Origin of the sequence: Curtobacterium sp. MCBD17_034 (genome assembly GCF_003234515.1) — a bacterium.
Taxonomy (GTDB): Bacteria; Actinomycetota; Actinomycetes; order Actinomycetales; family Microbacteriaceae; genus Curtobacterium.
Genome location: NZ_QKTN01000002.1, coordinates 329,024 through 348,885 on the forward strand (window position 1 = coordinate 329,024; position 19,862 = coordinate 348,885).

Sequence of the window (19,862 nt, forward strand, 5' to 3'; positions counted from 1 at the left end):
GGCGCAGGTCACACGAGACAGGACGGTCCGAGCAGGCTCTTCAGCTCGCCGAAGAGATCCGGCGTCAACGCGACCGGGAACGGGATCTCGAAGGTGCGCGCGGCGTCCTCCTTGAGGAGCCGGAGTCGCACCTCGGTGTCCCCGTGATGACGGCCGAGCACCTTCGCCAGCTCGGAGACGGTCTCGGTCGTCGCACGCCGTTCCGGCAACGACAGCGTGAGCGGCCCCGAGCCCATGGCGTCGCCGACGTTCGGCGCGAACATGCTCACCGCGTGCAGGCTCTTGCCGTCGTCGCGCACGCTCACCCGACCCCGCAGGACGACGATGGCGTCCGCCTGGAGCATCGGGCCGAACTCCTGGTAGGTCTTGCCGAGGAACATGACGCCGATCTCGCCGGCGAAGTCCTCGATCTGCACGATGCCGTACGGGTTGCCCGAGTTCTTCGACACCCGGTGCTGCACGCTCGTCAGGAGTCCGGCGACCGTCACGGTCTCGCCGTCGATGTGGTCCTCGGCCGCGACGATGTCGGCGATCGACATCGACGCGTGCTTGGCGAGCTCGACCTCGAGGCCGGCGAGCGGGTGGTCGGACACGTAGAGACCGAGCATGTCGCGCTCGAAGGCGAGCTTGTCACGCTTCGACCACTCCGGCCGCTCGGGCACCTGTGACACGGGCGCGGCGGTCTCGGCGACCTCCGCGAACAAGCTGTCGAAGTCGAACCCGACGTTGCCGTTCGCCTCGTCGCGCTTGATCTTGACCGCGGCCTCGACCGCACCCTCGTGGATCTCGACGAGCGCACGCCGGGTGTCACCGAGCGAGTCGAACGCACCGGCCTTGATGAGGGACTCCACGGTGCGCTTGTTCGCGGCGGTGATCGGGATCTTGCGGAGGAAGTCGTGGAAGGACTCGAAGCGCCCCTTCTGCCCACGGGCCTCCACGATCGCGTCGACGACGTTGAAGCCGACGTTGCGCACGGCGCCCATGCCGAACCGGATGTCCTCGCCGACGGCGGCGAAGAACCCGATCGACTCGTTGACGTCGGGCGGCATGACCTTGATGCCCATGCGCCGACACTCGTTGAGGTACAGCGCGAGCTTGTCGCGGGCGTCGCCGACGCTGGTCAGCAGCGCCGCCATGTACTCCGCCGGGTAGTGCGCCTTGAGGTACGCCGTCCAGTAGGACACGACCCCGTACGCCGCCGAGTGCGCCTTGTTGAACGCGTAGTCGGAGAAGGGCAACAGGATGTCCCACAGCGTCTTGATGGCCGCGTCGGAGTAGCCGTTGTCCTTCATGCCCTGCTCGAAGCCCGCGTACTGCTTGTCGAGCTCGGACTTCTTCTTCTTGCCCATCGCCCGCCGCAGGATGTCGGCCTGACCGAGCGAGAATCCGGCCACCCGCTGCGCGATCGCCATGACCTGCTCCTGGTAGATGATCAGGCCGTAGGTCGTGTCGAGGATGTCGGCGAGGGGCTCGGCGAGCTCCGGGTGGATGGGCGTGATCTCCTGCTCGCCGTTCTTGCGCAGGGCGTAGTTCGTGTGCGAGTTCGCACCCATCGGCCCCGGGCGGTACAGCGCGATGAGCGCGGAGATGTCCTCGAAGTTGTCGGGGCGCATGAGCCGGAGGAGCCCACGCATCGGACCGCCGTCGAGCTGGAAGACGCCGAGCGTGTCACCGCGCTGCAGCAGCGCGTAGGCCTCGGGGTCGTCGAGGGTGAGCGACTCGAGGTCGAGGTCGGTCCCCCGGTTCATCTTGATGTTGTCGATGGCGTCGCTGATGATCGTGAGGTTGCGGAGCCCCAGGAAGTCCATCTTGATCAGCCCGAGCGACTCCGCAGCCGGGTAGTCGAACTGCGTGACGATCTGGCCGTCCTGCTCGCGCTTCATGATCGGGATGATGTCGATGAGCGGATCGCTCGACATGATCACGCCGGCCGCGTGCACACCCCACTGTCGCTTCAGGCCCTCGAGCCCCAGGGCGGTGTCGAAGACCGTCCGGGCCTCGGGGTCCGACTCGACGACGGCGCGGACGTCCGCGGCCTCCTTGTAGCGCGGGTGGTCGCGGTCGAAGATGCCCGTGAGCGGGATGTCCTTGCCCATCACGGGCGGCGGCATCGCCTTCGTGAGCTTCTCGCCCATGCCGAACGGGAACCCCAGGACGCGCGAGGAGTCCTTGAGGGCCTGCTTCGCCTTGATCGTGCCGTACGTGACGATCTGCGCGACGCGCTCGTCGCCGTACTTCTCGGTGACGTACTTGATCGCCTCACCGCGGCGACGGTCGTCGAAGTCGACGTCGAAGTCGGGCATCGAGACGCGGTCCGGGTTGAGGAACCGCTCGAAGATCAGACCGTGTGCCAGTGGGTCGAGGTCCGTGATGCGCATGGCGTAGGCGGCCATGGACCCGGCACCGGAACCGCGGCCCGGCCCGACGCGGATGCCGTTGTCCTTCGACCAGTTGATGAAGTCCGCGACGACGAGGAAGTACCCCGGGAACCCCATCTGCGTGATGATGCCGACCTCGTAGTCGGCCCGCTTCCGCACGGCGTCCGGGATGCCGTCCGGGTAGCGGTAGTGCAGCCCCTTCTCGACCTCCTTGACGAACCAGGACTCCTCGTTCTCGCCCTCGGGCGTCGGGAACCGCGGCATGTAGTTCGCCGAGGTGTCGAACTCGACGTCGCACCGCTCGGCGATCGTCAGGGTGTTGTCGCAGGCGTCCGGGTGGTCGCGGAACAGGTGCCGCATCTGTGCCGGGGTCTTGAGGTAGAACTCGTCGGCGTCGAACTTGAACCGGTTCGGGTCGTTCAGCGTCGACCCGGACTGCACGCAGAGCAGCGCCGCGTGCGAGGTGGCGTCGCCCGCGTGCGTGTAGTGCAGGTCGTTCGTGGCGACGAGCGGGAGGCCGAGGTCCTTCGCGAGGCGGATCAGGTCCGTCATGATCCGACGCTCGATGCCGAGCCCGTGGTCCATGATCTCGCAGAAGTAGTTGTCGGCGCCGAAGATGTCACGGTAGTCGGCCGCGGCCCGGACGGCCTCGTCGTACTGCCCCAGGCGCAGCCGCGTCTGGACCTCGCCCGAGGGGCACCCGGTGGTCGCGATGAGGCCCTTGGCGTACGTCGACAGGAGCTCGCGGTCCATGCGCGGCTTGAAGTAGTAGCCCTCGATCGAGGCGCGGGAGGACAACCGGAAGAGGTTGTGCATGCCCTCGGTGGTCTCGGCGAGCAGCGTCATGTGCGTGTACGCGCCGGCACCGGAGACGTCGTCGCCGCCGCCGTCGCCCCATCGGATCCGGGTCTTGTCGCTCCGGTGGGTGCCGGGCGTGATGTAGGCCTCGGTCCCGATGATGGGCTTGACCCCGGCACCACGAGCCGTCTTCCAGAAGTCGAACGCGCCGAACATGTTGCCGTGGTCCGTCACGGCGACCGCCGGCATGCCCTGCGCGGCGGTCTCGCCGACGAGCTGTCCGATCCGCGCCGCGCCGTCGAGCATGGAGTACTCGCTGTGCACGTGCAGGTGGACGAAGGAGTCGCTGTCCGCCACGGAACCTCCGGCGATCGATGCTCTGACCTGGTCCGGGAATCGTAACGGGCACGGACGACATCGCGTGGTCGGGCCGCGCGGGTTCAGCCCTCGCGGACGAGTTCCAGGGCGTGTCGCAGGTCGTCCGGGTACGCCGCCTCGAACTCGACCCAGACGCCCGTGCGGGGGTGCTCGAAGCCGAGCCGGACGGCGTCGAGCCACTGCCGCGTCAGCCCGAGTTCCGCGCTGAGCACCGGGTCGGCGCCGTACGTCGTGTCCCCGACGCACGGGTGCCGGGTGGCCGCCATGTGGACGCGGATCTGGTGGGTCCGGCCGGTCTCCAGGTGGACCTCGAGCAGTGTCGCCGCACGGAACGCCTCGAGGGTCTCGTAGTGCGTCACGCTGGGCTTGCCGTCCGCGACGACCGCGAACTTCCAGTCGCTCGAGGGGTGGCGGCCGATGGGGGCGTCGATGGTGCCGGAGGTGGGATCGGGATGCCCCTGCACGAGCGCGTGGTAGACCTTGTCGACCGTCCGCTCCTTGAACGCGCGCTTGAGCGCCGTGTACGCCAGCTCCGTCTTGGCCACGACCATGAGGCCGCTCGTCCCGACGTCGAGCCGGTGCACGATGCCCGCGCGTTCCGCCGCACCCGAGGTCGCGATCGTGAACCCCGCCGCCGCGAGGCCGCCGGGCACCGTCGGCCCGTCCCAGCCCGGCGACGGGTGCGCCGCGACACCGACCGGCTTGTCCACGACCACGATGTCCTCGTCGTCGTACACGATCGTCATGCCGGGCACCGCCATCGGGACGACCCGCGGCGACTCCTTCGGCGACCACTCGACCTCGAGCCAGCTGTCGGCGTGCAGGCGGTCCGACTTGTCGACGACGACCCCGTCGACCCGGACGCCGCCGGCGGCGACGACGTCCGCGGCGAACGACCGGCTGAACCCCAGCAGTTTGGCGATGGCCGCGTCGACACGCTCGCCCGCGAGCCCGTCAGGCACGGGCAGGCTGCGCGACTCGCTCACGTCGCGTCGTGCCCGAGCGACGGCCTGGAGGCCCGGTCCCCGTCCGCCGGTCCGCCCGCGGTCGCGTCGGGTGCGGCCCCCACGGCGGACGTCGCCTCGCTCGTGACCGCGGTGGCTCCCCCGTCCGTGGCCGGCGCCGCCCCGGGGACGCGCCCCTGGGCCTCCCGGTCGTCCGTGCCGGCACGGTCGTCGGCGCCGGCGCGGGCGGCCTGGGTCCGCTTGGACGGCGTCCGCGTGCCGTCGAGGTTCACGCCGAGCAGCGTGAGCACGACGAAGATCGCCATGCTGATGCAGATGAACGAATCGGCGATGTTGTAGATCGCCGGCATCATCCACGGGGTGTAGATGAAGTCGACCACCTGGCCGCGCCCGAAGCCCGGCGGCCGCGTCAGGCGGTCCGTCAGGTTCCCGAGGGCACCGCCGAGCAACATGCCGAAGAGCACGGCCCACCAGAGGGAGCGGATGCGCCGCGCCGTGATCACGATCGCGACGACCACCGCGGCGGCGACGATCGAGAAGATCCAGGTCTGACCCGTGGCGAACGAGAACGCGGCGCCGGGGTTCGTGACGTAGTGCAGCTGCAGGAGCCCGCCGAGCACCGGCACGGTCGCGCCGTAGGTCAGGTGGGCGACGACGAGGGCCTTGACGACCTGGTCGAGTGCGTAGACGCAGACAGCGGCGAAGGCCAGTGCCGCGATCGCGCGGACACTGACCTTCGCCGGACGTTCGGCTGGTGCAGCCGGGTGGGGCTGGGGCAACGTCAGTTGGACCCGAAGCCCTGCGCCGACGCCGGCGCGGGCTGGAACCCGCTGGGCTGCTCGTTGCTCGCGCTGTCGAGTTCCTGCAGCTGGCCCTGGATGTAATTCTTGAGCTGCGCGCGGTACTCACGCTCGAACGTGCGGAGCTCCTCGATGCGACCTTCGAGCTGCTTGCGCTCCTGCTCGTAGGTCGACACACGCTGCCGCTGCTGCTGCTCCGCGTCGGCGAGGATCTGGCGCTGCTGCGCCTCGGCCTCGGAGACGAGACGCGCGGCGGTGGCGTGACCCTCGGCGATGAGGGCGTCACGCTTCTCGACGCCCTCGCGGACGTGCTCCTCGTGCAGGCGACGGGCGAGCTGCAGGAGGCTCGAGGTGCCTTCGGTCTCGTCGTCGGTCGTGGTCGTCGTGGGGGCGGCGGCGGCGACGGGCGCCGGAGCGGGGGTCGGCTCCGGCGCGGCGGCGACGGGCGCCGGCTCCGGGGTCGGCTCCGGCTGCGGGGCCGGCGCGGGCGTCTCGGCGGCGCGGGCCTCGGCAGCGCTGAGGCGCTGGCGCAGCTCCTCGTTCTCCTGCCCGAGACGACGCAGTTCCACGACGACCTCGTCGAGGAAGTCGTCGACCTCGTCCTGGTCGTAGCCCTCGCGGAACTTCGTCGGCTGGAACCGCTTGTTGACTACGTCTTCCGGCGTCAAAGCCATTGCCGTCACCTCAATAGAACTGCTGATCGTGTGGAACCGAACGGTCACGACCGAACCTACCAGCCGTGACCTCCGGTGCGGATGCGCGCATGACGCGCATCGGGTCCCGACCACCGTACACCGCCGGTCGGCCGCACCCCCTGCGGCGCCCGGTGTGGCGCGGGTCGGACGCGCGGTCAGGCGATGGCGAAGCGCTCCGTGACACCCATCAGGATGATCACGAGGAGCATCACGATGCTCCACCCGAAGTCGAGCGCGACCGCGCCCATGCGCATCGGCGGGAGCACCCGTCGGACGGCGCGGATCGGCGGATCGGTGGCCCCGAACACGACCTCGGCGATGACGAGCACGGCACCCCGGGGCCGCCAGGACCGGTTGAAGGTCCGCAGCAGGTCGAGCACGAACCGCGCCCACATCATGAAGAAGTAGATCAGGAGCAGCAGGTGCAGGATGCTCGCGACGAGGGACACCATCGGGGCTGATCAACTCGCTCGGTCGGGGCGGGCGCCGGGGCCGGTGTGGACCCGGCGGAGGATGCGCGGGGAGCGGTCCTCAGGACTGGGCGAAGAAGGACGCCTCGATGTCGGACTCTACCTCAGCGGGCTCGCCGCTCACCGCGACGTGCGCCGGCGACAGCAGGAACACCTTGCTCGTGACGCGCTCGATCTTGCCGTAGAGGCCGAGCGACAGGCCACTCGCGAAGTCGATCATGCGACGCGCGTCGCCCTCGGTCATCTGGGTGAGGTTGATGATCACGGGGATGCCGTCGCGGAAGCTCTCGGCGATGGACTGCGCGTCCTTGTACTCGCGGGGGTGGACGGTGAGGATCTCGTTCATTTCCTGGACCGGGGTCGCCTTCTGTGCGTGGGCGCGTCGGAGCGGGGTCACCTGCGCGCGCTGCTGGTTCTGGGTCGCGACGGACGCGACGGGTGACTGGGTGGGCGCGGGCGGAGCCGCCTGGACGGCGGGCTGGGTCGCGACCGCGGTCGGCTGGGAGGGCGCGGCCTGGGCGGCCGGCTCGTCGTACTCGACGTCCTCGTCGGCGAGGCCGAGGTACACCATCGTCTTGCGCAGCGGGTGGGCCATGGTTCCTCCGGGTGGTGGGTGCTCGTGCGTGTCCAGTGCGAGATTAACGAGGAGCCGGGCGGTTTCCGGTGATTGCCGTCCCGATCCGAAGGTGTGTCGCGCCCTCGAGCACGGCGTCGGGGTAGTCGCCGCTCATGCCGGCGGAGATCGCGGTCGCCGACGGCGCCACCGCACGCACGCGCTCGGAGATCGCGCGGAGCCGGGCGAACGCCCGACGGGGCTCCTCGTCGAGCGGAGCGACGGCCATGACGCCGCGCAGGCGGACGCCGCCGGATGCCAGCACCTGCTCGACGAGTGCGTCGACCTCGGACGGCTGAGCGCCACCGCGTGCGGGATCGGTGGTCAGGTTCACCTGGACGAAGCCGTCGATCACCCGCGGGTGCGGCTCGCCCTCCGTCGGTGCGAGCGCGTCGACGACACTGGCCCGGTCGAGCGACTGCACGACGTCCGCGTAGCGACGGACCTGCCGCGCCTTCTTGCTCTGGAGCTGGCCCACGAAGTGCCAGCGCAGCGACAGGTCGGCGAGCTCGGCCGCCTTGGCCTGCGCCTCCTGGTGCCGGTTCTCCCCCACGTCGGTGACGCCGAGTGCGGCCAGGGACCGGACGAGTGCAGCCGGGTGGTACTTCGTGACGACGACGAGCGTCAGCTCGTCGACGCCGCGCCCCGCGGCTCGCGCGGCGTCGGCGATGCCGTTGCGGACGGAGCCGAGCCGTTCCTCCAGACCGGGTTCCCCGGACGGGAGGGGCGGCTCGGCCCCGTCCACCCGACTCACTTCAGGAAGTCGGGGACGTCGAGCTCGTCGTCGTCGTCGTCGAACGCCGGGTCGGCTGCGCGCTGCACGGGCGGCTCGTGCTCCTGCGTCGCCCAGGAGGCGACCGGAGCGGTCTCGTCGTGCGCGTGGCTCGCCGCGACCGGGGCGGTCGTGTCCGGGTCGACGTAGCTCGACCGGCGGTCCTTCTGCTGCTGCCCGGACGGCTCCCCGCCGTCGAAGCCCGCGGCGATGACCGTGACCCGGACCTCGTCGCCGAGGGTGTCGTCGATGACCGCACCGAAGATGATGTTCGCCTCGGGATGGACGGCCTCCTGCACCAGGCGGGCGGCGTCGTTGATCTCGAAGATGCCGAGGTTCGACCCACCCTGGATCGAGAGCAGCACGCCGTGCGCGCCGTCGATCGAGGCCTCGAGGAGGGGCGACGCGACCGCGAGCTCGGCGGCCTTGATCGCACGGTCCGCGCCGCGTGAGGAACCGATGCCCATGAGTGCCGACCCGGCCCCCTGCATGACGCTCTTGACGTCGGCGAAGTCGAGGTTGATGAGTCCCGGGGTCGTGATGAGGTCGGTGATGCCCTGGACACCGGCAAGGAGCACCTGGTCGGCGGTCGCGAACGCCTCGACCATGCTGATACCGCGGTCGCTGATCTCGAGCAGGCGGTCGTTCGGCACGACGATGAGCGTGTCGACCTCGTCCTTGAGCGTGGCGACGCCGTTCTCGGCCTGCGCCTGACGGCGCTTGCCCTCGAACCCGAACGGCTTCGTGACGACACCGATGGTGAGCGCACCGATCGACTTCGCGATGCGCGCGACGACCGGCGCGCCGCCCGTCCCGGTGCCACCGCCCTCACCCGCGGTGACGAACACCATGTCGGCGCCAGCGAGGGCCTCCTCGATCTCCTCCGCGTGGTCCTCGGCGGCGCGACGGCCGACCTCCGGGTCGGCACCAGCACCGAGCCCACGGGTGATCTCGCGGCCGACGTCGAGCTTGACGTCGGCGTCGCTGAGCAGGAGCGCCTGGGCGTCCGTGTTGATCGCGATGAACTCGACACCGCGGAGACCCAGTTCGATCATGCGGTTGACGGCGTTCACGCCGCCGCCGCCGACGCCGACCACCTTGATGACGGCGAGGTAGTTGTGGTTCGTGGTCACGTTGGTCCGGCCTCCGGTAGTGCTCTCCGAGAGCAAGCCTCAACCTCTGGTTGAAGTTCAGGGATTTTGCTGGTATGGGTACTGCTGACGACGCTAGGGGTGCCCCTCCGAACGAGGGACGACGCCACGCCGCGTGTCGCAGGAGCGACCCGCGAATCGGCGTGCACGCCCATCATCCCGCGGATCGCTGCTGCCGCACGATCCCGTTGTCGGGCGCCGAGACGTCGTACTCCACCTTGCCCGAGGGCGCCTGCGACGTCATCAGTGCCGCGAGGAGCCGGGCCTTCGCGGCGGAGTCGTCGGGACTCCCCCAGACGACCTTCGCACCGGAGTGCAGGGTGAGCGTCACGTCGTCCGACGTGCTCGCGGTCACCTGCGTCACCGTGGAGCGCACCGAGGTGGGCAGCGCCAGCACGACCTCGGTCATCGACCGGAAGGCCGTGCTGCCGAGCTGGGACGGCTGCACCGCCGCGAGCGGCATCCCGGCGGGCTGTTTCGGGTCGGACTCGACGACGATGCCCGCGGGGTCGACGAGGTCGTACCCGGACCCGGTCTTCACCGCCACGATCGGCTCGCGTTCGGTCACCGTGATGACGAGCGTGTGCGGCGGAGCCTCCTCGGTCACGTAGCTCGCGATGAGCGGGAACCCGGCGAGCTGCCGCTTGATGGCACCGAAGTCGATCCGGGCGAGCGGCGTGCCGAGCTGGCCGTCCACCGCGTGGAGCACCTGCTGCCGGTCGACCCGGTCGGTGCCCCGCACCTCGATCGTCCGGAGCGCCATGAGCGGTGAGTACACGGCCACGACGACCGACAGCACGAGCACGAGCAGCACCGCGCCGGATGTGAGCCACGCTGCACGCCGGTGGCGGCTCCGCCGCGTGAACCGACGGACCTCCTGGCGCTCCACCAGACGACGACGGCGGCGGGCCGCGCGGGCCTCGCGAGCGGTCTCGGCGGCGCGGACGCCCGCGCCCAGCGGCCGCTCGTGGTCGACGTGCGGATCCTCGGCGGCCTCGGCGGCCTCGGCGGCCCGTGCGGCACGCGCGGCGGCGCGCTCCTGCGCCACGGGGTCGACGAAGTCCTCGTCCGGGCTCAGAGCACGGAACCGGCCGGCCAGTGCGGTGATGCCCGCGCCGAGCCGCTGACCCGTCGCACCGGTCAAGAGGCTCCGCGCACCATCCGACGGCGCACGGCCCGACGGCGCACGGCCCGGCGTCGCGTCACCCGGCGTCGCACCACCGCGAGCGCTCGCGTCCGTGTCCGACGCGGCACGGTCCTCACGCGGCGGCGCCGGACGCTCCGGGACGGGCAGCGAGCCCGGGTCGAACCCCTCGGGACGCTTCACCGTGCCGGGGCCTCCGCCGCGACTCGGCCGCCGTGCAGGTCGGCGAGCACCTGCGGGATGATCCGGTAGACGTCGCCACAGCTCAGCGTCATGACGATGTCGCCGTCCTCGGCGAGGTCGGCGGCACGGGCCGCCGCCTCGGACCAGTCCGGCAGGTAGTCGACGCGCGACTGGTCGGTGAACCGCTCCTGCACGAGCGCTCCGGTCACCCCGGGCTCCGGGTCCTCACGAGCGCCGTAGACGTCGAGCACGACCGTGTGGTCCGCGAGCTCCTCGTAGACGCGGGCGAAGTCCCCGGCCATGAGCCGGGTGCGGGAGTACAGGTGCGGCTGGTGGATCGCGATGACGCGGCCCTCGCCGACGACGCTCCTCGCGGCGCGCAGTGCCACCGCGACCTCGGTCGGGTGGTGCGCGTAGTCGTCGTAGACGCGGACGCCGCGCTCGGTGCCGTGCAGTTCGAACCGCCGCTCCGTCCCCCCGAAGGCCTCGACGCCACGGACGGCGTCGGCCGCGTCGACCCCGAGGCCGACGAGCACGGTCACGGCCCCCGCCGCGTTGATCGCGTTGTGCCGCCCGGGTACCCGCAGCGCCAGGGGGTGTGCGACGCCCGCGACGTGGACCACGGCCTGCACGCCCGCGGTCTCGACGACATCGGTCACGCGGACGTCGGCGTCGTCGGCCTCACCGAACGTGACGATGGACGGTGCGTGCGCGGTCGCCCGGACACCGGCCGTGACGCGTCGCGCTCCGGCGTCGTCGCTCGAGATCACCACCCGCTCGGACGCGCGCGAGGCGAACGTCACGAACGCGTCGATGAACGCGTCCTCACTGCCGTAGTGGTCGAGGTGGTCGGCGTCGACGTTGGTGACGAGGGCGATCGCGGTGTCGTAGAGCAGGAACGAGCCGTCGGACTCGTCCGCCTCGACGACGAAGGTGTCACTCGCACCGCTGCCCGAGCTGACACCGAGGGACTGGATGACGCCGCCGTTGACGAAGTTCGGGTCGAGGCCGAGCTCCACCAGGGCCGTGACGATCATGCCGGTCGACGTCGTCTTGCCGTGCGCGCCCGCGACCGCGACGAGCCGCCGGCCCGCGATGAGCGCTGCGAGGGCCTGCGAGCGGTGCATGACCGGCAGACCGCGACGCCGGGCCTCCAGGAGTTCCGGGTTGTCGGGCCACAACGCACTCGTGACGACGACCGTGTCGGCGTCACCGACGTTCGCGGCGTCGTGGCCGATGCGGACGTCGGCACCGAGTTCGCGCATGCGTCCCGTCGTCGCGGACTCCCGGGAGTCCGACCCGGTGACCCGGTGCCCGGCGGCGAGGAACATCCGTGCGATGCCGCTCATGCCGGAACCGCCGATGCCGATGAAGTGCACGGTGCCGAAGTCGTCGGGGATCGGTTGCGACAGGTCGGGCTTGATGGTCATGGTTCCTCCGTCCGTCCCGCGTCGCGCCCTCGGAGCGCGTCGATCACGAGGTCCGTCATGCGATCGGCGCCGTCGCGGTGTCCGACGCTGCCCGCGCGCACCGCCATGTCCGCGATCCGCGCCCGGTCCTGGAGGATCCCGAGCAGGTCGAACGTCACCCACTCGGGCAGGAACGCCTCGTCCGCCACCAGGACCGCGCCGCCGGCCTCGACGACGTCGCGGGCGTTCAGCCGCTGCTCGCCGTTGCCGACGGGATACGGCACGAGCACGCTCGGCAGGCCGACGGCGGTGAGCTCGCAGACCATCCCCGCGCCCGATCGGGAGACCACGAAGTCCGCGGCGGCCATGGCGAGGTCCATGCGGTCGCAGTACGGCAGGACGTGGTACCCCTCGAGCGACGAGGGGCCGATGTCGGACTTCGCGCCCACGATGTGCAGGATCTGCCAGCCCACCCCGAGCACGGCGGCCGCGGCGCGGTGGACGGTCTCGTTGATCTGTCGCGCGCCCGAGGAGCCGCCGGTCACGAGCAGCACCGGGCGCGCGGGGTCGAGACCGAACGCGGCCAGCCCCTCGGCGCGGGCGGCGCGTCGGTCGAGCGTCTCGATCTCGCGCCGGAGCGGCATGCCGACGAGGCGGGCGTGCGGGAGGCGCGTGTTCGAGAACGTGGTGCCGACGTGGTCGGTGAAGCGCGCGGCGAGGCGGTTGGCGAGCCCCGCACGGGCGTTCGCCTCGTGCACCACGAGCGGGACGCCCGTCCGCCGTGCGGCGATGTAGGCCGGCGCGGCGGCGTACCCGCCGACGCCGAACACGACGTCGATGCCGCGATCCCGGATCAGGGCCTCGGTGTGGGCCACGGTGCGCCGGAAGGCGCCGGGGAACCGGACAGCCGCCGCGTTCGGACGGCGCGGGAACGGCAGGCGCGGGATGGTCGCCAACTCGTAGCCGCGCAGGGGGACGAGCCGCGCCTCCAGGCCCTCGGCCGTGCCGAGCACGAGCACGTCGTCGTCCGGACGACGCTCGCGCAGCCGGTCGGCGACGGCGAGGAGCGGGTTGACGTGCCCCGCCGTGCCTCCGCCCGCGAAGAGGAAGCGGCTCACCGAGCACCCCGTCCGGGGTTCGCGACCCGGCCGGCACGCGCCGCCGCGGCCGCCGCGGATCGCTGCGCCGCGACGAGGTGCCCGTCCACGGGTACTGCGGTGTCGGCGTCCGGAGCGACGCGGGCGAAGGACAGGACGACGCCGATCGCGACGAGCGTCATGATGAGCGCCGAGCCACCCGCGGATATCAACGGCAACGGCACGCCGAGCACGGGCAGGAGGCCGAGCACCACGGCGATGTTGACGAGTGCCTGCCCGACGATCCACACCATCACCGCGCCGGTCACCGTCCGCACGAACGGGTCGCGGGAGGTCCGGATCACCTTGACGAACCCGATCGCGAGGACCACGAAGAGGACGAGCACGACGATCGCGCCGATGAGCCCGAGCTCCTCGCCGATGATCGCGAAGATGAAGTCGTTGTCCGCCTCGGGCAGCCACGACCACTTGAGCTTCGAGTTGCCGAGGCCGACACCGAACACTCCGCCGGACGCGAGCGCCCACATGCCGTGCACGGGCTGCCAGCAGAGGTCCTGGTACTGGTTCGAGTTCGTGCAGCCCGACAGCCAGGCGCTGATCCGGGACGACCGCGAACTCGACGACATCGTGAGGAACGGGACGACCACCGCGATCGCGAGCACGCCCACCCCGAGGTGCCGCAGGCGGGCGCCGCCGATGAACAGCGCACCGAACACGAGCAGCATCATGATGATCGCGGTCCCGAGGTCCTTGCCGACGAGGACGAGCCCGATCGAGCCGAGCGCCGCGAGCCCCACGGGGATGAAGACCTCGCGCCAGTCGTCGAGCTTGTCCCGCTTGGCGTAGATGATCGCACCGATGCCGAGCGCGAGGGCGAGCTTGAGGATCTCGGACGGCTGCGCGGTGAAGGAGCCGATCCGGATCCAGTTCCGGTTGCCCTGGATCGAGTACCCGAGCGGTGTGAGCACGACGAGCGCCTGCACGACCAGGCCCGCGACGACGATCCGCATCGCCCACTTCCGCCAGAAGCGCACCGAGAGCCGCGATGCGACGAGCATGAGCGGGACGCCGATCACGGCGTACATGCCCTGTCGCGTGAAGGCCCCGAAGAAGTCCTTCGTGGCCGCGTACTGCTCGACGCTCGACGAGGACAGGACCATGACCACGCCGAACACGACGAGGAACAGGGTCACCCCGAGGATCGTGTAGAACGCGCCCGTCTCGGCGACGAACAGCTGGCGGACGGCGACCACGGCCCCGTTCGCGCGTCGAGCGGCCGCACCGGCAGACCGGTCACCGCCCCCGGTCCGGGTCGTCCCCGTGCGGACGGTCGTCGGCGGGTTCGCCATCGGCGTCTCCTCCCAGGTGCTCGTGGACGGCCGCCGCGAACCGGCGCCCCCGGTCCGCGTAGGAGCCGAACTGGTCGAACGACGCGGCAGCCGGGGCGAGGAGGACCGTGTCGCCGGGTCGTGCGACCGCGGCGGCATGCCGGACCGCCTCGGGCATGACCTGCTCAGTGTCCGATGCGAGGACCTCGACGAGGGGCACATCGGGCGCGTGTCGTGCGAATGCCGCGAGCACCGGTGCGCGGTCCGTCCCGATGACGACGGCCGCACGCACCTCGGGTCCGAACCGGGCCACGAGGTCGTCGACGTCGACGCCCTTGAACAGGCCGCCGACGATCCACACCACGTCCTCGAAGGCCGCGAGGGACGCCGTTGCAGCGTGGGGGTTCGTCGCCTTGGAGTCGTCGACCCAGCGCACGCCGTCGGCGACCGCCACGAGCTCCGTGCGGTGGTGGTCGGGACGGAACCCCCGGACCGCCTGACGGATGTCGGCGGGCGTGACACCACCGGCGCGGGCGAGCGCCGCCGCCGCGAGCACGTTCATCGTCATGTGCGGCGACGCGAGGCCGGCGAGCTCGAGGTCCGCCTGCGCGGCCAGTTCGAGCGCGGCGTTCCGCCGGTCGTCGAGGAACGCACGGTCGCACAGCACGTCCTCGACCACCCCGACGTCGCCCGGCGCCGGGACGCCCGCGGTGAACCCGACGGCACGGCACCCCTCGACGACGTCGGCGTCCTCGACCATGCGCCGCGTGGCCTCGTCGACGACGTTGTAGACGCACGCGACGACGGTGTTCGCGTAGACCTTCGCCTTGGCGTCCCGGTAGGCCGCGGCGGATCCGTGCCACTCGAGGTGGTCGTCGGCGAGGTTGAGGCACGTGGACGCGAGGGGCACGACGGCGCCCGGTCCGGTCGTCGGCATGCTGTGCAGCTGGTGGCTCGAGAGCTCGACGACCAGCACGTCGTACCCGTCCGGGTCGCGGACGACGTCGAGCACGGGGACGCCGATGTTGCCGCAGGCCGCGGCACGCCAGCCCCCGGCCGCGTACATCGCCTGGGTGAGCTGCGTCGTGGTCGTCTTGCCGTTCGTCCCGGTGATGAGCACCCACGGCGCGGGTCCGCTCGGACGCACCACCTTGTCGCGGACGCGCCAGGCGAGTTCGATGTCGCCCCAGACCGTGCTGTGCTCGACGGCCCAGGCGAGCGTCGGGTTCGACGGCGGCAACCCGGGCGACGCGACGACGAGGTCCGGGGCGGCGACGACGAGCTCGTCCGGCACGGTCGCCAGGGAGGTCCGCACGAACCGGGCACCGATCACGCCGAGCAGCTCGACGCGGTCCTCCGGGGCGTCCTCGGACCACACGGTGACCTCGCTGCCGAGTTCGACGAGGGTGTCGGCGACCGAGAACCCGGTGGCACCGAGCCCGAGCACCGCCACGCGGAGCCCACGCCATCCGGTGGCGTGCCAGCTGGTCAGACCGTCGAGCCGGGAGGCCCGGGTGGGTCCTGTCATGCTTTGGCTCTCGTGATCCACTCGAGGTAGAACAGCCCGACGCCGGCGGCGACACAGAGTCCGGCGATGATCCAGAACCGCACCACGACCGTGACCTCGGCCCAGCCCTTGAGCTCGAAGTGGTGGTGCAGCGGACTCATCAGGAAGATGCGCTTGCCGTGGGTGATCTTGAAGTAGGCCCGCTGCAGGATGACCGAGCCGGTGACGATGAAGAACAGGCCTCCGATGAGGACGAGCAGCAGCTCCGTCCGGCTGAGGATCGCGAGCGCGGCGAGGGCGCCCCCGAGGCCGAGCGAGCCGGTGTCACCGAGGAAGATCTGCGCCGGCGACGTGTTGTACCAGAGGAACCCGATGAGCCCGCCGCAGATCGACGCGGCCACGACCGCCAGGTCGAGCGGGTTCGTCACCCGGTAACACGCGTGCACGACGCTGTCGTCGAGTCGCGCTCCGCCGCACTCCTGGTTGTACTGCCAGAAGCCGATGAAGATGTAGGACGCGATCGCGAGGATGCTCGACCCGGTCGCCAGCCCGTCCAGCCCGTCGGCGACGTTGACACCGTTGGACGTGGACACCGTGAGGAACACGATCCACGCGAGGTAGAGCACGGTCCCGACGACGGTGCCGAGGGCCATGAAGTCGAGCCACGGGATGTCCCGTACGGCCGAGATCATCTTGGACGCCGGGTACTGTCCGTGCGCGTTCGGCACGACGAGGGCGACCGTCGCGAAGATCACGCCCACGATGACCTGCCCCAGCACCTTCGCCCAGCCGCCGAGCCCGAGGCTCCGCTGCCGACGCACCTTGAGGAAGTCGTCCACGAACCCGACCACGCCGAGCCCCACCATGAGGAACAGCACGAGCATCCCGGACAGGGTCACGGTGTCGCGGCCGGCGAGGTGCCCCACGAAGTACCCGATGACGGACCCGAGGATCAGGACGATCCCGCCCATGGTGGCCGTCCCGCGCTTGGTGTGGTGGGACTGCGGACCGTCGTCGCGGATGAACTGCCCCCACCCGAGTCGGTGGAAGAGCTTGATGAACAGCGGGGTGAGCAGCAACGTGAACACGAGCGACACCGCCGCGGCGATGAGCAGTGCGATCATGCCGGAACACCTCCGATGCGGTCACCGAGGTGTCGGAGACCGGCGGACTTCGAGGACTTGACCAGGACGACGTCGCCGGGGCGGAGCATGTCCTGCAGGGTACGGACGGCGTCCTCGGCGTCCTCGACGTAGACCGACTCGCCGTCCCACGATCCCTCGAGGGAGGCGGCCTGGTGGATGGGGAGCGCTCCGGGCCCGACGACCAGGAGCTGCCCGATGCCGAGGCGGACGACGAGCCGTCCGACGCGGTCGTGCTCCTCGACGGAGTACTCGCCGAGCTCGGCCATCTCGCCGAGCACCGCGACGGTGCGCTCGCCCGGACGGGCGATCTGCGCGAGCGTCCGGAGCGCGGCGGCCATCGAGTCCGGCGAGGCGTTGTACGCGTCGTTCACGACCGTGACGCCCTCCGGGCCGCCGTGGAGGAGCTCCATCCGCCACCGCTCGGCGCGCGTCATCGTGGCGAGCGCCTCGGCTCCGTCGGCGAGCGGGACACCCCACTCGGCGGCGACCGCGAGCGCGGCCGTGGCGTTCATGGCGTGGTGCTCGCCGAGGATGGCGAGGCGGACGGTGACGGTCTCCTCGGCCTGGGTCGGGCCTCCCGGCACCGCCGACGCATCCGTGCTCCGACGGGTCAGCGTGAACGCGGTGCCGTGCCGGTCGCTCGTCAGGTCCCCGATGCGGTACGCGGCGTCCGGGGAGGTGCCGAAGCCGACGACCCGTGCGGCTGTCAGCGCGCGCATCGAGGCAACGCGGTCGTCGTCGATGTTGAGCACGGCGGTCGCGGTCGACGGCAGGTCGGTCACCATCTCGGACTTCGCGCGCTGGGTCGCCTCGATCCCGCCGAACTCGCCCGCGTGCGCGAGTCCGACCTTGAGGACGACCCCGACGTCCGGCTCGGCGATGCGGACGAGCTTCGCGATGTGCCCGACACCGCTCGCGCCCATCTCGACGACGAGGAACCGCGTGTCGTGCGTGAGTCGCAGCATCGAGATCGGCGCGCCGACGTGGTTGTTGAACGAGCCCTCGGGTGCGACGGTCTCGCCGTGCCGGGACAGGATCGTGCGCAGCATGTTCTTGGTGCTCGTCTTGCCGTTCGAGCCGGTGATGCCCACCACCCGCAGGCGGCCGCCGGCGCGGACCCGGGCGACGACCTCGTGCGCGAGCGCGGCCAACGCGGTGTAGCCGTCCGCGACGACGATCTGGGCGACGTCGGCGTCCGGCCGGCCCGCCACCTCGGTCGCCGTGACGCGCTCGGTGATCACGAGCCCCGCCCCCGCCGACACCGCCGCGGGGACGAACAGGTGGCCGTCGGTCGTCTCGCCGGCGAGGGCGAAGAACACCGACCCGGGCCCGACGAGCCGGGAGTCCGTCTCGACGGAGCCCTCGATGACCCGCTCGGGCGCGCCGGCGACGAGTTCGCCGCCCACCGCCGCGGCGACCTCGGCGAGGGTGAGCGCGATCACCGGCGGGCCTCCCCCGGGGTCCAGCCGGCCTCACGGAGGGCGGCGCGTGCTTCGTCACGGGCGGAGTACTCCGTCCGGACCCCGCGGATGTCGCGGTAGTCCTGGTGTCCCGGTCCCGCCCAGAGGATCGAGTCGCCCTCGCCGGCGAGCGACACGGCGTGCCGGATGGCGGCCTCGGGCGGCGTGACCTCGTACAGCTCGTGGTCCGGGTAGGCCTCGCGTGCGGCGTCGACGAGCGTCTTGCGGATCGACGCCGGGTCCTCGAATCGCGGGTGGTGGTCGGTGACGACGAGCACGTCGCTGCCCGCCGCGGCCACACGGGCCATATCCGCCCGCTTCGTCGTGTCCCGGTCGCCGTCCGCGCCGAAGAGCATGATCACCTTGCCGGGCGTGAACTGCCGGACCGCGGCGAGGGTGTTGAGGAAGGCGTCGGGGCTGTGCCCGAAGTCGACGTAGACGCTGGGTCCCTCGTCTCCGGAGACCCGCTCGGTGCGGCCGGGGAGGTACGCGTCGATACCGCTCGTGCCGTCCTCGTGGCGGAGGGCCTGCTCGATGGCGCCGAGCTCGAACCCGCCTTCGACCAGCATGACGATCGCGAGTGCAGCGTTCGCGGCCATGTGCCACCCGATGAGCGGGACGCGGGTGGTCAACGACCGGCCCTCGGGGCCGGTGAGCCGGAACTCGGTGTACGCGGCAGCGGCCTCGGTGATCTCGACGCGCCACTCGGCCTCGACCTCGGGTCGGACCGTGATCGTCGTGACCGGGATCCGGGACTCGGCGACCACGCGCGCCCCCCACTCCGAGTCGAGCGAGACGACGCCCCGACGCCCGTGTTCGGGTTGGAACAGGGGCAGCTTCGCCTGGAAGTACTCCTCCATGTCGGCGTAGTCGTCGAGGTGGTCGTGGCTGAGGTTCGTGAACGCGACGACGTCGAACACGATGCCGTCGACCCGGTGTCGGCTGAGGGCCTGGGCACTCACCTCGACGGCGACCGCGCGCACCTCGCTCTCACGCATCCGGGCGAGGAGCGCGTGCATCTCGCTCGCCTCCGGCGTCGTGAGGCGGCTCGTCACGCTGAGCTGCCCGATGTGCCGCTCCGCGGTCGAGCTGAGTCCCGTGACGAGCCCGAGCTGCCCGAGGACCGCCTCGAGCAGGTAGGCGGTGCTCGTCTTGCCGTTCGTGCCGGTAACGGCGAAGAGCTGCGGCAGGTCCTCGGCGTCCTGCGTCGTGCGGTACACCCACGCGGACACGTCTCCGAGCGCCGCGCGCGGGTCCTCGACGACGATCACGGGGAGACCGCTCGGTGCCGCCAGGGCCACCCCGGCGTCGTCCGTCATCACCGCGACGGCACCACGCTCGGCAGCGTCAGCCGCGAACTCGGCCCCGTGACGGTGCGCTCCGTGGACGCCGACGAAGACGTCCCCCGGCTGCACCTCGGCGGCGCTGAGGGTCACGCCGGTGACCTCGATGCCGTCCGACGAACCGACGACGCGCAGGCCGAACGCGTTGACGAGTTCGGCGAGCGGGCGTGCGGCCGGGTGTTCGGGACGGAGGACCGGAGGGATCCGAGCGGACACGTGCTCCTTC

16 protein-coding genes are annotated in these 19,862 nt (G+C 71.2%); all 16 read right to left on the bottom strand.

Translation table 11 applies throughout. The annotated features are described in order from the left end of the window. Positions 1-8 precede the first annotated feature (8 nt). Positions 9-3,482 (bottom strand): DNA polymerase III subunit alpha, encoded by a 3,474-nt coding sequence (gene dnaE / locus DEI92_RS05290; protein WP_375342533.1) that lies wholly within the window; start codon positions 3,480-3,482, stop codon positions 9-11. A gap of 134 nt (positions 3,483-3,616) precedes the next feature. Continuing rightward, on the bottom strand, positions 3,617-4,540 hold the full coding sequence (locus tag DEI92_RS05295; protein WP_111008642.1) for an RluA family pseudouridine synthase: 924 nt from the start codon (positions 4,538-4,540) through the stop codon (positions 3,617-3,619). Further along, positions 4,537-5,298: a signal peptidase II gene (gene lspA / locus DEI92_RS05300; protein ID WP_258370074.1), complete on the bottom strand. Its 762-nt coding sequence runs from the start codon at positions 5,296-5,298 to the stop codon at positions 4,537-4,539. Before lspA ends, DEI92_RS05295 begins: the two co-directional genes overlap by 4 nt. Before the next feature lie 2 nt (positions 5,299-5,300). Beyond that, positions 5,301-5,993: a DivIVA domain-containing protein gene (locus DEI92_RS05305; RefSeq protein ID WP_111008641.1), complete on the bottom strand. Its 693-nt coding sequence runs from the start codon at positions 5,991-5,993 to the stop codon at positions 5,301-5,303. A gap of 176 nt (positions 5,994-6,169) precedes the next feature. Continuing rightward, positions 6,170-6,466, bottom strand: coding sequence for a YggT family protein (locus DEI92_RS05310; RefSeq protein WP_111012624.1), 297 nt, complete (start codon positions 6,464-6,466; stop codon positions 6,170-6,172). 79 nt (positions 6,467-6,545) lie between these two features. Beyond that, on the bottom strand, positions 6,546-7,079 hold the full coding sequence (locus DEI92_RS05315; protein WP_111008639.1) for a cell division protein SepF: 534 nt from the start codon (positions 7,077-7,079) through the stop codon (positions 6,546-6,548). Between the two features lie 43 nt (positions 7,080-7,122). Further along, on the bottom strand, positions 7,123-7,851 hold the full coding sequence (locus tag DEI92_RS05320; RefSeq protein ID WP_258368404.1) for a YggS family pyridoxal phosphate-dependent enzyme: 729 nt from the start codon (positions 7,849-7,851) through the stop codon (positions 7,123-7,125). Next, positions 7,848-9,002: a cell division protein FtsZ gene (ftsZ, locus tag DEI92_RS05325; RefSeq protein WP_111008637.1), complete on the bottom strand. Its 1,155-nt coding sequence runs from the start codon at positions 9,000-9,002 to the stop codon at positions 7,848-7,850. The genes DEI92_RS05320 and ftsZ overlap by 4 nt, the downstream gene beginning before the upstream one ends. Positions 9,003-9,174: 172 nt before the next feature. Beyond that, entirely contained in the window at positions 9,175-10,347 is a 1,173-nt protein-coding gene (locus tag DEI92_RS05330) for an FtsQ-type POTRA domain-containing protein (RefSeq protein ID WP_111012625.1), read from the bottom strand. Further along, entirely contained in the window at positions 10,344-11,777 is a 1,434-nt protein-coding gene (gene murC / locus DEI92_RS05335) for a UDP-N-acetylmuramate--L-alanine ligase (RefSeq protein ID WP_111012626.1), read from the bottom strand. Before murC ends, DEI92_RS05330 begins: the two co-directional genes overlap by 4 nt. Continuing rightward, positions 11,774-12,874 (bottom strand): glycosyltransferase, encoded by a 1,101-nt coding sequence (locus tag DEI92_RS05340; protein ID WP_111012627.1) that lies wholly within the window; start codon positions 12,872-12,874, stop codon positions 11,774-11,776. Before DEI92_RS05340 ends, murC begins: the two co-directional genes overlap by 4 nt. Next, positions 12,871-14,202, bottom strand: coding sequence for a putative lipid II flippase FtsW (ftsW, locus tag DEI92_RS05345; protein ID WP_111008633.1), 1,332 nt, complete (start codon positions 14,200-14,202; stop codon positions 12,871-12,873). The genes DEI92_RS05340 and ftsW overlap by 4 nt, the downstream gene beginning before the upstream one ends. Then, the gene (murD, locus tag DEI92_RS05350) at positions 14,147-15,709 is read right to left on the bottom strand and encodes a UDP-N-acetylmuramoyl-L-alanine--D-glutamate ligase (protein ID WP_111012628.1); all 1,563 of its coding nucleotides are present in this window, start codon (positions 15,707-15,709) and stop codon (positions 14,147-14,149) included. The genes ftsW and murD overlap by 56 nt, the downstream gene beginning before the upstream one ends. Next, entirely contained in the window at positions 15,706-16,812 is a 1,107-nt protein-coding gene (gene mraY / locus DEI92_RS05355) for a phospho-N-acetylmuramoyl-pentapeptide-transferase (protein ID WP_111012629.1), read from the bottom strand. Before mraY ends, murD begins: the two co-directional genes overlap by 4 nt. Further along, complete coding sequence (gene murF / locus DEI92_RS05360) at positions 16,809-18,275, bottom strand: UDP-N-acetylmuramoyl-tripeptide--D-alanyl-D-alanine ligase (protein WP_111012630.1); 1,467 nt, start codon at positions 18,273-18,275, stop codon at positions 16,809-16,811. The genes mraY and murF overlap by 4 nt, the downstream gene beginning before the upstream one ends. Beyond that, positions 18,272-19,852: a Mur ligase family protein gene (locus tag DEI92_RS05365; RefSeq protein ID WP_111008931.1), complete on the bottom strand. Its 1,581-nt coding sequence runs from the start codon at positions 19,850-19,852 to the stop codon at positions 18,272-18,274. The genes murF and DEI92_RS05365 overlap by 4 nt, the downstream gene beginning before the upstream one ends. Between the last annotated feature and the right edge of the window lie 10 nt (positions 19,853-19,862).